13 protein-coding genes are annotated in these 12,797 nt (G+C 48.8%); 7 read left to right on the top strand and 6 right to left on the bottom strand.

What is annotated here, in order from left to right; all coding sequences use genetic code 11:
- Nucleotides 1-822 precede the first annotated feature (822 nt).
- Complete coding sequence (locus LJF34_RS25930) at nt 823-2,091, bottom strand: AI-2E family transporter (protein WP_231189072.1); 1,269 nt, start codon at nt 2,089-2,091, stop codon at nt 823-825.
- 277 nt (nt 2,092-2,368) lie between these two features.
- Here LJF34_RS25930 and LJF34_RS25925 point away from each other — a divergent pair, with 277 nt between their 5' ends.
- Complete coding sequence (locus LJF34_RS25925) at nt 2,369-2,755, top strand: hypothetical protein (RefSeq protein WP_231189070.1); 387 nt, start codon at nt 2,369-2,371, stop codon at nt 2,753-2,755.
- A 219-nt stretch (nt 2,756-2,974) separates the two neighbouring features.
- Here the strand turns inward: LJF34_RS25925 and LJF34_RS25920 are convergent, their stop codons facing one another.
- The 3 genes from LJF34_RS25920 to LJF34_RS25910 form a co-directional block, all read right to left on the bottom strand.
- Nucleotides 2,975-3,391, bottom strand: a complete 417-nt coding sequence (locus tag LJF34_RS25920; protein ID WP_231189068.1) for a transcriptional regulator — start codon at nt 3,389-3,391, stop codon at nt 2,975-2,977.
- Between the two features lie 186 nt (nt 3,392-3,577).
- Nucleotides 3,578-3,922, bottom strand: a complete 345-nt coding sequence (locus LJF34_RS25915; RefSeq protein ID WP_231189066.1) for a DUF5615 family PIN-like protein — start codon at nt 3,920-3,922, stop codon at nt 3,578-3,580.
- A gap of 12 nt (nt 3,923-3,934) precedes the next feature.
- Nucleotides 3,935-4,213 (bottom strand): DUF433 domain-containing protein, encoded by a 279-nt coding sequence (locus tag LJF34_RS25910; protein WP_231189064.1) that lies wholly within the window; start codon nt 4,211-4,213, stop codon nt 3,935-3,937.
- 225 nt (nt 4,214-4,438) lie between these two features.
- Here LJF34_RS25910 and LJF34_RS25905 point away from each other — a divergent pair, with 225 nt between their 5' ends.
- The 5 genes from LJF34_RS25905 (at nt 4,439) to LJF34_RS25885 (ending at nt 11,621) form a co-directional block, all read left to right on the top strand.
- A complete protein-coding gene (locus LJF34_RS25905) occupies nt 4,439-5,044 on the top strand; it encodes a site-specific integrase (protein ID WP_231189062.1) in 606 nt (201 codons plus the stop codon).
- A gap of 796 nt (nt 5,045-5,840) precedes the next feature.
- The gene (locus LJF34_RS25900; RefSeq protein ID WP_231189060.1) at nt 5,841-8,327 is read left to right on the top strand and encodes a hypothetical protein; all 2,487 of its coding nucleotides are present in this window, start codon (nt 5,841-5,843) and stop codon (nt 8,325-8,327) included.
- A gap of 219 nt (nt 8,328-8,546) precedes the next feature.
- Nucleotides 8,547-8,840: an HAD-IA family hydrolase gene (locus LJF34_RS25895; RefSeq protein WP_255666502.1), complete on the top strand. Its 294-nt coding sequence runs from the start codon at nt 8,547-8,549 to the stop codon at nt 8,838-8,840.
- A gap of 181 nt (nt 8,841-9,021) precedes the next feature.
- A complete protein-coding gene (locus LJF34_RS25890) occupies nt 9,022-9,732 on the top strand; it encodes a phosphoglycerol geranylgeranyltransferase (RefSeq protein WP_231189059.1) in 711 nt (236 codons plus the stop codon).
- 764 nt (nt 9,733-10,496) lie between these two features.
- Nucleotides 10,497-11,621, top strand: a complete 1,125-nt coding sequence (locus tag LJF34_RS25885) for a hypothetical protein (protein ID WP_231189058.1) — start codon at nt 10,497-10,499, stop codon at nt 11,619-11,621.
- A 10-nt stretch (nt 11,622-11,631) separates the two neighbouring features.
- Here the strand turns inward: LJF34_RS25885 and LJF34_RS25880 are convergent, their stop codons facing one another.
- A complete protein-coding gene (locus tag LJF34_RS25880) occupies nt 11,632-11,865 on the bottom strand; it encodes a hypothetical protein (protein ID WP_231189057.1) in 234 nt (77 codons plus the stop codon).
- 60 nt (nt 11,866-11,925) lie between these two features.
- Nucleotides 11,926-12,147 carry an ArsR family transcriptional regulator gene (locus LJF34_RS25875; RefSeq protein ID WP_231189056.1) on the bottom strand — a complete coding sequence of 74 codons (222 nt, stop codon included), beginning with the start codon at nt 12,145-12,147 and terminating at the stop codon, nt 11,926-11,928.
- Nucleotides 12,148-12,294: 147 nt separating this feature from the next.
- Here LJF34_RS25875 and LJF34_RS25870 point away from each other — a divergent pair, with 147 nt between their 5' ends.
- Nucleotides 12,295-12,786 carry a hypothetical protein gene (locus LJF34_RS25870; RefSeq protein WP_231189055.1) on the top strand — a complete coding sequence of 164 codons (492 nt, stop codon included), beginning with the start codon at nt 12,295-12,297 and terminating at the stop codon, nt 12,784-12,786.
- Nucleotides 12,787-12,797 lie beyond the last annotated feature (11 nt).

Here is a 12,797-nt window from a genome sequence, read left to right as displayed (position 1 = left end):
CAATTACGAAGGCAAACAATTCCAGCTCAGCGCCCAACTTGTACCGCTTACACTCGAGCAATTTGAGCACTCCTTCATCTTTGGTACGTTCATTTCAGCCCGTGACGGTCACAAATGGCTCGTTTACTGCCATCGTTGATTCATGGGGTGTCATTCATCGCTATTCGTTCACTGGGACAGGAACGTATAATGGATCAACTATTCGGATCCAAGAGACAGCGAATTACTCGGCGATTGGTGAGACACAGGTCTCAAAGCCGTCGTGGTATGCTGCTGCAGCTAAAAATGCGACCCACCAAACTGTCATTAGCTGATGTGGCAATAGATTTGTAAGTTCTATTTTCTCGTAGTGGTTTGAACGCGATAAAGGGACACTTTACACACTAGTAGTTCTCACTCGTTACCAGGTGTGTCCACACCCGCTTAGTGCAACATGAGGCAGTGAGACAAATGGATCCCAACCAAGTCACTCTTTATGTGCAAGTGGACCAAATTTACTGTCGCCTGATTTTATAAGCGGAAGTGGATTGACTACTATGACGCCCTTAGCGAAGCACAGAACCCACATAGTCAGCGAGAGGTTGTTTCCCGCAGCAATTGATTTCTGTGGTTTGATCGCCTGAGAGATCGGTACTCCCGTTATTTCAAAATTAACATGGTATATTACACATATTTCTTCAATGGTGTTTTACTGTAACCGTAGTCAAAACATCTTGCTCAGGATGTCCCCCCGAACTGGCAAGTTGCGTGCTTAGAATACGCAATAGCTAACTTCAGCAGTGTATGACTTAGTACCAACTCGGGTTGGTCTAGAGCTTGTTATCACGAGTGGTCGTCTGTACTTTCTTGTTGTTTTGTAGTCTCAGTGGGAGACGCTTGGTCTGCTGATAATGGTTCTGTGGAGGATTTCGAGTCTCGCTGAGTGGAATCATTTCCACTCGTCGTTGCAGGCTGGTTTTCATTTGGATTTGGAATTGGATCAGTTGCAGTTGCTTGTGGCGTCAATTCGCGTCCGTGTAGTAATTCCGGTAAAATGATGCGGGTACTATGGACGAACAATACGAGTAGAAGCGGTCCAAGGAACAGTCCATACCAACCGAACAGTAACGGGCCAAAGATATACGCGAATAGGACGAGGCCAACGTGGAGATTCCGACCGGAGATGTATGGCCGCAATAGTATTTCGGTGAGTCCATCAACGATCGTGGCCGTAATGAGTAGAAATGCCACGGGGAACCAAATATAAAGTGGTTCTGATGCTAATGCGACGCCAGCCAGATAAAGGCCGACTGGAACGTAGACGAGTTTCATTCCAACCACTGGAACTAGACTTGCAAGCCCCGTCAATAGCCCGAACAAAACAGCTGCTGGAATCGCAAGCCCAGGAGGAGCAATCGCATTGAGGGCCGTATACGTGATCGAAGCGATGATAGCGACCACGAATGCATTCAAAATATTGCCGAAGTAGATCGTCTGAAGATCAGTATCAACGGCCTCTAAGAAGGCGTGTGTTGCACTGTCCGACTTACTAATTTGTGATGTGAACCAATTCGCAAGCCTCTGACCATCTCGGAGAAGATAAAACGCAATTGCGAGTGCAATGAAAACGTGCAAAAGACCGACGACAATTGCACTCAGATATCCACCTGTTGATGTGAGTATCTTACTCATTGTCTGTGGACTGAGATACTGCGTAAGTTGCTGGGGATTTGAAAGCAACTGCTGCAATACTACCTGTGGATCCTGTGTCCCAATAACACGCTGCAGATATGGCCCAAGAAGTAATTGATACTGATCCAGATTTGACCCAAAGAGTTCATTCACCTGGTGAATACTCACGAGTACAGTATACGCGATCAGAAGTAATCCTGGGAACGCCAGCATACCGAGAGAAAGCCCGGCTGCGAGCGTCGGTGATCCCACACGATGGGTTAGCTGCCGGTACACGGGTCGCGTTGCATAGTAAATAAATAATCCGAGAACGATCGTACCCACATACGAGTAGAGGATGTAAACGAAAAGTACGCCGAGGATGCTGAAAATCAGCCACCAGGCTATCCTTTCCCGGTTTTGAGTGATGTCGTGTTCCACGCATCAAACTTAGCGAGGCAACATCGTAAGTACAACGACTAGCACATTCTGTGATGAGGTCAGTAGACAAGCGATCGTCACCATAGTGAAACGAGGCATACTGTGACACGATCAGCCGTGCCCCGTGCGTCGATTTCCGCTTAGCAAGTTAGAAAACCAGTAGATGGATGTCGCGGCTATCAGCACTCTATAATGAGTTCAAAACTACCCGTACTTTCCACAACATCTAGGAATAATCATGAATAATTGTTACCGGTTCAGGGATCATAGCATAGCTATGGAAGATCAGTTCGAGAAGATACCACCTCATGATGTTACCGCCGAACAGATGAATCGCCTCTTCGGTCTTCTTACGGACCGACGGCGACGATATGTATTGAAACGGCTCCAAACGGCGAACCAACCGATCTCCCTTGAGGAGTTAGCGGCTGATATTAGTGCCTGGGAAGATACGCCGCCCCTTGAAACCGCTCTGACGGACAGAGTGGACGAAGTCACCGTCTCACTCCAGCACTGCCATCTCCCGAAACTTGCCGATGCAGGGCTCATCGAATACGATCGGTCTACTAAAAACGTGACGTATACTGATCATCCGCAGGTTGAGGCGCTGGTTGATCGTTTCTCGGAACTCTTTCCAGATGGGGATGAGAGAGAGGACGACTGAAGGTCATGGAAGGAGGTGAGAAGCGGTGATTTCTGCGGAGAGGTGAGCTATTAGAGCACCTCCCACGTTTGGTTATTTGCTGTCGACCTCGTGGAACCGATTGTTACCGTAACGTTTTGTAGTATTATACAGTTTGGACGCCTGTATGGAGCTGTCCGAAAAATGTGTTCCTTGACAGTAAATTACGCTAATTAACACTATGGCCGATTACGCTTTTCCTCACGCCTCGGCGGGCGTTTCTGAGTCTGTATCGAAGTCGAAGAGGGGAAGATCAACCTCGATAGAATCGTACCAGACAGTCGGGCGTTTCGTCTGGCCGTCCATTTCGAGATCGATCACACCGAGTTCGGCGAGCTCCTCCAAATTTCGATGGACCTGCCGCACGTCGCGATCAACGAGTCGGGCGGTTGCTCGGATGCTTGTGGGCCGCTCGCGAGCGATTGTTCGCAGCAGAGTCAGGCTGGTCGGACGCGTTACTGTCTGGAGATCTTCGATCTCGTGAAAGACGGTCTCGAAGTATGGCTCAGGAGACTCGCCGCGATCAATCGCTTTCAGCGTCTCCTTGGTACGCTTTTCATCACTTCGCTGGAAGCGAATGTGCAGGACTCGCTCATTGGATTGGGTATTAGTGTTCATGTTCGTCTACCTCTGTTTGAATTGTTCGTATACATCGAACACACCGGTGAACTCGGTATCAACGAACGATCCTCACCGATATGTTTGTGGTAGGTGGCTGCTCCTGGATGGTCGGGAACGTTGTCCTACCAGACTGTGCACGTAGCCCCGAAAACAGAACTCGCTGATACTGTGGTCTTCGAACCGCTACAGCCAGTTTGTAGAGATATGGACCTTCTCGTCGATCTCGTCTTGATCGAGATGGGTAGCGATCACGTCGACGATCGATGCGACCTGATGGGCAGTCAGACGATCGTCTACCTGGAATAGCACACCAGCGTGATCGGTCTCGTCAATTTCAGTGAGAAAATCATCGTCGACGGTGAGCACAAGGCGATCTTTGCGCTTGGCATAGGCGGCAATCGTGGCGTCGTCAGCGCCGGGACCTAGCTCGTCGACATCGACGACCATCTCGGTATCATGACCCATCTTGTTCAGCATCCGCATTGCTTGCCGCTCAACGTTCTCGTCGAGGAGGACACGAAAGCTCACAGTGAAAGCCCCTCACAAATTCTCCGGGCCGGTGATTGCCGTCTCGGCGCTCTCTTTGATGCGCACCTGACGGCGCTGCTCGACCTTTCGCATTTCCTTGGGGTGGTCGTAGTAGTATGCGAGCGCGTGATACACGTCGGCCACGTCGAGATTGTGACGATCGGCAACGGTTTGAGGTTCTAGACCGAGCCCTTCGACGCGCTCTTTGATGTATCGGACGGTGAGACGGCTTCCCTCGATGTGAGGTTCATCGTGGAGCTCCCGGACGATCCGGGCGGTTTTCTGGGTCATCACACCACTAGATAGGAGCCCCATCGTGTAAAGATGTTACCCGGTGCGATCCAATTCAGTCACATCCAATAAATAATTCCCTGCCACTATCGGATTTCGTGTTTATCCAAAAACGTGCAAACCAATCACTCTCCAACCCGTGAAACGGCCGAAATCAGCTGATTCAACATATCGATAGCGCCGTCCCCAACCTCTATATTGCACGAAAATCATGAGTAACACGCAATGAGGACGGAACGGAACAAAGACGGGACGTTCAATGTCTGGCTCAGTCGCGAGGAATACCGCGCGATTCCGCGCGCCGCTGACTCATTTGAACACGAAATCGCTATTCGCCTGATGGGAGACTGTGGCCTTCGTGTCACGGAAGTGCTGGGCGTCACGCCATCGAACATCTCGCGGATGGACGACGGCCGCCACTACGAACTCGAAGTCACGAACGGAAAGGACACGACTGGAAGCTACCAAGGCGGGAAGCAACGCGAGACATGGTTACCGGTCGAGGTTGAGGCAACCATCAATCGGTATGTCCAGCAAGCCGGTCTTCGGGGCGATGACCCCCTGATTGAACGGTCGAAACGCACTGTCCAGTACTGGGTCGAGAACGCTGCCGACCACGCCGCCGACGAAACGGATAACGACGATTATCGGCGAGTGTCTACCCACGATTTGCGCCGTTGCTGGGCGAATCACCTGCTGGTCGAGGAGAACGTGTCACCGCGGATTGTGATGGCGCTCGGTGGGTGGTCAAGCTATGATGCGATTGAGCCGTATCTCGCTGCGCCCACGGAAGCGAATATTATTGAGTCGATGAGTGCCGTGGAGTTGTGAACAGCTAATTAAGGGTTGAGAGCTACTACTCCTGAAATCGATAAGCGGCAGTGGAATCGGTTGGGAGTGCCAATCCAATCTATGTGCGACGCTTACTTGGTCTTCAACCTAATCTGATTGTTAAATTTGTGACTATGCCTTGCCGGTAATCGCAGGCTAGTGTATTGTACTAATAATGGGTTTCACAGAGGATGGTATTACTGCTTAGCGTCCTCTCAAGAACCCCCCTTTCAGAATCCTCGCGGAAGCGGCGAACGTCGGTGGAGAGCTGTACGAGTGCATCGAGCGGCCGAAGGAGAACGCCGGACTGCTGACTTCAAGAGGAAGCGTCCCGAGTCGGCCACGGTTCAAGAGAAGAGCATCTGTGTCGAGTGGAACCATCCCAACCTCCGTGGGTGGGTCCGCGGTCACCGGGAGGGAAAGACTAGGATATCAAAATACAGGGTCCTGGCGGACTCCCGTGAGCCGCACTACACCAACTACTGGTCACAACATTTACGCTAGCCACCCCCTTGAAGTATTTCTCAACTACTGCTGAGTACAGTTGTTTCTGTGGTATTGCCTAGTGGAGGTCCGATTTTGAGTCCCTATTACGAAATTATAATTGAACCACCGTGTGTTTCACTTAAATATGCGAATTGCGATATATTCACTCATAGTAGTTGACCTAGTGTTTTCGTACTACTTGGTATCGTGTGATCTATTCCGGTTGGTGCTGGTTGAAACTAGATCTTCTTAACAATCCTATGAGAAAGGAACTTATTTATCGATTCAATGAGCACAGTCTTAAGAGAAAATGAGCCCTAGTGGTTCGATCCCATGGAAGCTAATAGGAGTTGGATTGAAGATAGGCGGGGATATACTAAGAGATCGAATAAGGACAGCAGAAATTTCAGACTCAATTTCGCATTTAGATACGAAGTTTCATACCGAATTTAGAGACCAACTCAGACGAGTAGCAGATGATAATGATGAACCAGAACTGCTTGGTATCGCATATGGATGGGATGTAATCGCAAAAGAGGTCAGCGATGTAGAAATATCTACATCAAGTGCTGAAGAAGCGGTTGAGATCCTTGTCACAAAAATTGAGTCATATAATGAGACGGAGTTAAATGAAACATCGCGCCAAACACTCAAACGGTGTTTATTAATTGCATATCAAGAGACGGTATCATCTTTCTGTTCTAAATTAGCTGGAACTGATTTAGGGGCTGAATTACAAATAGCTCAAGGGAACGAAGTCTTGGAACAGCTACATGACTTGGAGGAAAAACTCTCAATATTAGTTGATCAAGCTGGTCCTTTCAGGCCATACACAATATTTGACATGCCAGAAGATCATCCAAGCCTGCGTTCCTTTATCAAGCCATCATCTGAAACTGAATATATCTCTCGAGACTCTCTCCCCGAACTCTCATTTACTAACAAGACACTTCTACTAGCCCCAAAAGGCTCGGGAAAAACTAGAACTATTCATCATCTCCTCAAGGATATACCGGATGTAGATTATGTGTTTGTGCCTAATAATATATCTGATCCGATGGATACCAAGAACATCTCCTACGAAAACTTTGAAGGAGATGTTCTCTTACTGTGGGATGATCTCCAGAATCTTGAAGAAAGAGGAAGCGCCGGAGCTTTTAACTCCGTGATAAATAGGTTAGAAACCAATCTTTCCGATTCAGGACATGAGTTGCATATTTTTGTGACGTCCGACTCTGGGAATATTTCTGCTATTCCTGGAGATCCAATTAATGAGCAAGGACTTTGGAAAGAATTCATGGTTGTGAGGGTTAACGAATGGAATGAGAATTCAACAAAACAACTGACACAACAGGTTATCGACAGATATGATATTGAGATTGGTGATTCGACTATTGATATATTGCATGATCAAGCCCAAGGAAGTGTAGCCCCACTATATTTAGAGATTATTGGAAAGCAATATCAAGGAAAATCACTAACTCGTTCAGAAATACTTGAGCTACCGAAAACACTCGAAAAGATGTGGGAGTCTCATCACCAAGGACTTCAACAAGAATCTGAAAATCAGATTGTTCTTTTAGAATCATGCAAATTATTATATGATTTGACATTACCGCCTATTGACACATTGGTCGAAGGAATTTTTCGAGAAATTTTTGGAAGAGAAAAAAGGGAATTTGACTTAGTGGTTAACGAACTACACCAAAAGGGCTGGCTTGAATTTAAGAAGTCAGATTCACCGATTGAAACTGGAAAGACATACCAGATTCATGCTACACAACTACAAGCGGTCCAAAGAAATGCTGAAAATTATTCAGAAGAAATTATTGAGTTCTTTACAAAAGAAGTTAACTCTTACCTTCCAAATGTACCTTTTCCTGATAAGAGAGCAATTACAGAAATACGATTAGCAGTTATTAGAGGACTAGATATCCTGGGGATCCAAATTGATGATATGCAGGAGTTACTGATTATTACAGAGAATGAGGCACCAGACATAGCGGAAATTCTAACACATTTGGCAGAATATTATTCTAATAAAGATAGTAAAAAGATGGAGAGCATATATGAACGGGCGATCAGTGCTGATCCCATTACTCCCTTTCCCTACCATAGCTATGGAGTCAATTTAGGATATCAAAATCGAAGAGATGAAGCAATCAACCAATTTGAGGCAGCAATTTCGATTGATGAATCATTTGGCCCAGCTTACTATGGTAAGGCTTGGATGATGTTTGAAGAGCTAAAATCAAATACAGATTCAAATATAAATACACAGGAGATGGTTGATAATATAATGGAAGCAATATCTCTTCAGAGATACCCAGTGAAGTCATTAAACCTTGTAGGAGATATTTTACGGCATAAAAACCGATTAGATTTATCAGTTAAATTATTGAAAAGAGCCGAGAGAATAGATCCAGAATGGCCTTTTACTTACGTCAATCTCAGCTTAGCTTGGAGAGATAAAGGCGAGCAAGATAAAGCGATCGAAACTGTGCAGCGAGGCATCGATCGAATTCCGACCTCTCAGCAGCTTCTTAGCCATCTTGGATCACTATTAATAGAAGATGGAGAATTAGAGATGGGACGGGAAAAACTCCGAGAATCATTGGAGATTGATAAATATAATGCTCACGCATTGATAAATCTCGGACATTCGTATGAAGGAATCGATAATGAAAAAGGTCTTAAGTACATTACAAAAGCTAGAGAATTAATTGATATCGATCCTATTTTTATGCGTAGAACATCCATTCCAAAATATAGACATACTGGTGTTCGCAAATACTAATGGGATTATGCATTATATAAGGACAGCATTAATATTATTAAAATATCCCTCATTAATACGTGTGATGTAGTCGGCGAATGCACCGTTGGGAACGGCCATAGTGTTTCTCCGCATCTGAATATAGAACTCAGCAGCACGATCAAGTGACGAGCTCTTCGTATTCTCGCCGGGTCGCATCTATGAGATGTTCTATTCGCTGTTCCCGCACGTTGGTCATTCCTGATCGATCACTTCGATCTTGACGACCACTTTGAGACGATATATGGCCGTGAACCGACAGTCGAGAGATATCAGCGCCGGAAGCCAGACCCTCACTACATCGAACGTGCATTAGATGATCTCGGAACCCGGCTAGCACTCTACGTTGGTGATAGTCCAGATGACGTGGTTGCGGCACATCGCGCAGGACTTGATTCAGTAGTTGTGCGACGTGAGCATCGGAATAGCTTGGGCTCAATTGATGAACCAACTTATAAGATCGAACGATTGACTGCTCTTACAAATATACTCTAACTGCTCACCCACCCTCCTACTTAACGGCTATTTCAGCGTGAAAGGCGTCGAGATTATCGGATTTCAACAATCCCGATTGGGCTATTCCTGGAGTGAAAGTGTTGTACGCAAATCACGGAGGCTTGTAACTCGATACAAACAGAGGGAAAGCGGTTTGCGTATGATTGTACTAAAGTAAGCTATGGCGGCTGTGTGGGCACAGTGGGATCACGTTACGAAAGTCGACCCAGACAAACCACTCCACGATGGGGATATCTATGCTGACATCGCGGACACGGGCACAGACGCAATCATAATCGGTGGCACCACCAACGTCACCCAGTCTAACGTTCAGTCAGTTCTCGATGCACTCGCGTCTACGAAGATCCCAGTATTCGTCGAGCCGACCTATTGCCCATCGCCATCTCAGATCGAGGCACTCTCTGGATACCTACTTCCAATCGTTCTGAATGCCGATGATCCACTGTGGATCACAGGAGCACACCACGAATGGGTTCGCTCATCAAATCTCGACTGGGAATCCGTGCATCCAGAAGCCTATATTGTCCTGAATCCAGAGTCGTCAGTTGCGACGCTCACCCAAGCGGACTGTACCCTTGAGGCAGATGACGTCGTTGCGTATGCTGAACTCGCCGAACAGATCCTCGGTCAGCAGATCGTCTATCTCGAGTATTCTGGCATGCTTGGTGATCCAACTGTCATCGCTGCGGTGCGAGATACACTCTCATCAGCACAGCTCTTCTATGGTGGCGGGATTCACGACTACGAGTCAGCGTATCGGATGGCCAATGTTACTGATACGGTTATTGTCGGTGATGTGCTCCATGAGGCCGGTATTGGGACGGTCGAGGAAACTATTCGCGGAGTAAGGGATGCGAAGCACGACTCGTAATCTTGCGCTCTACAATCGAAGAAGTGACTGTGTCGATCGAGAGTGTACATCTGGGATCGGTCGCTCGTAAGTTAGTATGTAATACTAACTAGTATCGCCCACCGATTTAACGACGTTCGGGTACCATCATTTGACATGAGCGAAAATGCCGCGATCATCGCCCGAATCGTCGAACACAACACGGGTGGACAAAACCTGCCGACGATTGATCGTGATCATATTGGCGTCATAGCAGGGTAGCATGGCCGCTTTGATGGCGATCTGGACGAGGCGATAGCCGAGGCGCTTGCAGAAGGATACATCGAAGAGCAGGATGGCGAGTATATCGCGACGGAGAAAGTCTGGGATCTCGTTCCTGGTACCACTCGATAGCTAGTCGTTCGGTCTAATTGCATTTTGTACTCTTTTTGACTCACTCCTAAACACCAATCTGAATAAACTGGGTAACCTACGAAAAACTTATCTAAATGAGTGTACTAACATTTTCTAGGAAAACGCCTGCACTGAACCACGAGTGATTCCCTATGACACCACCTCCAATCGCTAACAAAGGTAACCGCGAATCGTACAGCAGACGGGCGTTTCTCGCGACAGGCGCAAGTGCTGGAGCGACAGCTCTGTCAGGCTGTCTCCTCCCAACGGGCGCGAGCGATGGGAGCGTCCCGTCCACAGGGCCGACAAATGACAGCACAAACGCAACGACCGGTAATTTCGGATCGGTCGATCCAAAACCGTGGCGTGGCGAGTTCCAGAACGTTGTGAACATGGCGAAAGCAGGCGCAGACCCGACTGGTGATGAGGACGTTTCGCCCGTCATCCAGCGCGAGATCGGGAGTGATACGCTTCTCTATTTCCCACCCGGACGGTACAAGATGAACAGTCAGGTTCGCCGCGTCGGGCTTCAGAACCTCGGCATTATCGGGCAGAACGCGACACTCGTTCACGGGAAAGTGGATGCAATCCATGGATTCGATGTGACAGCGGGCGAGTTCCACGGTCCTGCCCAGCACTTCAAAATCGGAATCCCCGATAATCCACATCGAGGCAAGTTCCTTTTCGGTGGCTTCACGCTCGATTGGCGCGGGGATAACCAAGGGATACAGGTATTGAATCACCATACGGCGGGGACGTCGGAGATTCGCTCGCTTCGCCAAGTCGGCATGCATTCGCTCGGCTGTCAGGGACCACTTCGGGTAAATCCTGCCACAGAAGAAGCCCGAGCCCGCGTGAGTAACGTCGATTTTCGCTTTGGTGGCCTCACCTACCAGAAGACGATCAATACACGGGATACGTACGACGGTGGCCCATATGCTGGCCGTTCGTGGGCGACATCAGGGATCACAATGCATCCAAAGGCACAGGGATACCTCCGCGTCGAGAACTCGTTATTCGGCGGGTGGCCGGACAACGGCATCTACGTAATTGGTGGCCAGCCTGGAACGGGCGATGGCACGGTCGAGGTCGTGAACTGCATCGCGGCGAACAGTCAGGCGTCGAATATCCGAATCGGCGGCGATAACTCACGAATCCACAACTGTGTCGTTGTGACCGATCGCTCGTTTGGCGAGGAGTTCTACTACGAACAACGCCCGATTCGCATTGACGACGGCACGTGTACTGTCTCGAATACGAAAATCGTCCAGACAAAGCCGACTGGGTGGTCGCTCACAGCGTTGCACGGTGTTGAGAAAGCAGTGATCCAAAATGTGGAGGTGACGATCAAGGATACGCCGATGGAGGCACTCGTCGTCGACGAAGGCGTCGGTCAGGCGACGGTCAAAAACTTCGTAATCAAAACGCCCGGGTGGAATGCGACAAAGGCCCGAGTCATTCGGAACGGAGGCGCGACGCTCAAGAACGTGTTTCTCGACGGCGAAAAGATCGCGTGAGTTCTGTGCTTCAAACTCGGGTGAACTGATCAGCATTCACTGGGAAGATGCTCCGCCCATAGAGTTTGATGAAGTACGCCGCAATGAACCACGAGAGGATTACCATCCAGCCAGTGGCAGTGCTCGAGTAGTGGAGGACATGCCGGCCAAGCGCCCACGCACAGGCGAGCACGACGATCTGAATAATGCTCCCGACGAGAACGACTTTCAGAAGGCCGATGAGTATCGCGAAGTGCCGACGCATTGCTTGCCGCGCGCTTTCGTTTCGTGGCTTGATCGATAGTGGCGGAATTTGCATGGTCCCTTACGCTCCGTTTTCCTCTCCTTCGAGCGGATCGTCTATTAATTCGTATAGTGCTGTCTTTGGATGAATGTTTTCCACAATCTCTGCGGCCGCCAAGATTCCCAGCCGGTTATGAATATACTGTCGGGAGCGGCCCGTTTCATCTACGATGTAGGACTGCGTCGCCCGCCCGTCGCGTAGTAGTGCAATAATCTCCTTGTCGACCTCTGTGAGACTAACCATAGTACTGGGTTTGCTAACAGTCATGAAAAATATTCTCGTCTCCTCTGTTAATAGGTTTACGGACACAGTGGGTTAGACCGTAAACTATAACTAACCCACTGTGTCCGTAACCTATATGTGATGAGATGATATATTCCACATTGCATTATGTCCAAATACCGCGAAAAAATCAGGCTGGGATTCGTCAGCGAACAGCTCTCGAAAGCCCGTCTCCGGGCGATTAAGAAGTACCGTTCCCGTAAGAACATACTTAACGAGAAGTGGCACGCCATCCCCGATCGCTACATCCATCAGGGAGCTGTCATCATCACTGTCACTTCGGTCTTCTCGGCGCCGGTGGCAGCCCAAGCAACCAACGAGGCGAGTGACGTGATGTGCTCGTCTGGGCTTGGTCCTGTGATCACACTCGCGTTCGGGATGATCACGCTTGGGATGATTCTCCTCTCGGCGTTTCGCGGTGCAATCGCCGTGAACAAGATGGGGAGTGCCCGGTCGGACAAAAAGAAAGAGGGCCGCGAAGCGCTCAAGGGCGCGATTATCACGTTCCTTGGCGCGTGGTTCTTCCCGCTGTTTGCGGTCGTGATCGACAAAGCGGGAGTGAGCACGCTGTCGTGCGTGAATTTCGCGAACATCATGTGAGCCACCTGGCT

This window comes from Haladaptatus sp. DYF46 (genome assembly GCF_021083305.1).
In the GTDB taxonomy this organism is placed as follows: domain Archaea; phylum Halobacteriota; class Halobacteria; order Halobacteriales; family Haladaptataceae; genus Haladaptatus.
The sequence above is the reverse complement of the archived record's forward strand: the minus strand, read 5'-3'. Positions and strand labels throughout refer to the sequence as shown.

Excerpts from the sequence above, each read along its gene's own strand:
- LJF34_RS25910 (WP_231189064.1), bottom strand. The coding sequence starts at position 4,213 with ATGACCCAGAAAACCGCCCGGATCGTCCGGGAGCTCCACGATGAACCT.
- LJF34_RS25900 (WP_231189060.1), top strand. The coding sequence starts at position 5,841 with ATGAGCCCTAGTGGTTCGATCCCATGGAAGCTAATAGGAGTTGGATTG.
- LJF34_RS25885 (WP_231189058.1), top strand. The coding sequence starts at position 10,497 with ATGGCGAAAGCAGGCGCAGACCCGACTGGTGATGAGGACGTTTCGCCC.
- LJF34_RS25925 (WP_231189070.1), top strand. The coding sequence starts at position 2,369 with ATGGAAGATCAGTTCGAGAAGATACCACCTCATGATGTTACCGCCGAA.
- LJF34_RS25905 (WP_231189062.1), top strand. The coding sequence starts at position 4,439 with ATGAGGACGGAACGGAACAAAGACGGGACGTTCAATGTCTGGCTCAGT.
- LJF34_RS25920 (WP_231189068.1), bottom strand. The coding sequence starts at position 3,391 with ATGAACACTAATACCCAATCCAATGAGCGAGTCCTGCACATTCGCTTC.
- LJF34_RS25890 (WP_231189059.1), top strand. The coding sequence starts at position 9,022 with ATGGCGGCTGTGTGGGCACAGTGGGATCACGTTACGAAAGTCGACCCA.
- LJF34_RS25870 (WP_231189055.1), top strand. The coding sequence starts at position 12,295 with ATGTCCAAATACCGCGAAAAAATCAGGCTGGGATTCGTCAGCGAACAG.
- LJF34_RS25875 (WP_231189056.1), bottom strand. The coding sequence starts at position 12,147 with ATGGTTAGTCTCACAGAGGTCGACAAGGAGATTATTGCACTACTACGC.
- LJF34_RS25880 (WP_231189057.1), bottom strand. The coding sequence starts at position 11,865 with ATGCGTCGGCACTTCGCGATACTCATCGGCCTTCTGAAAGTCGTTCTC.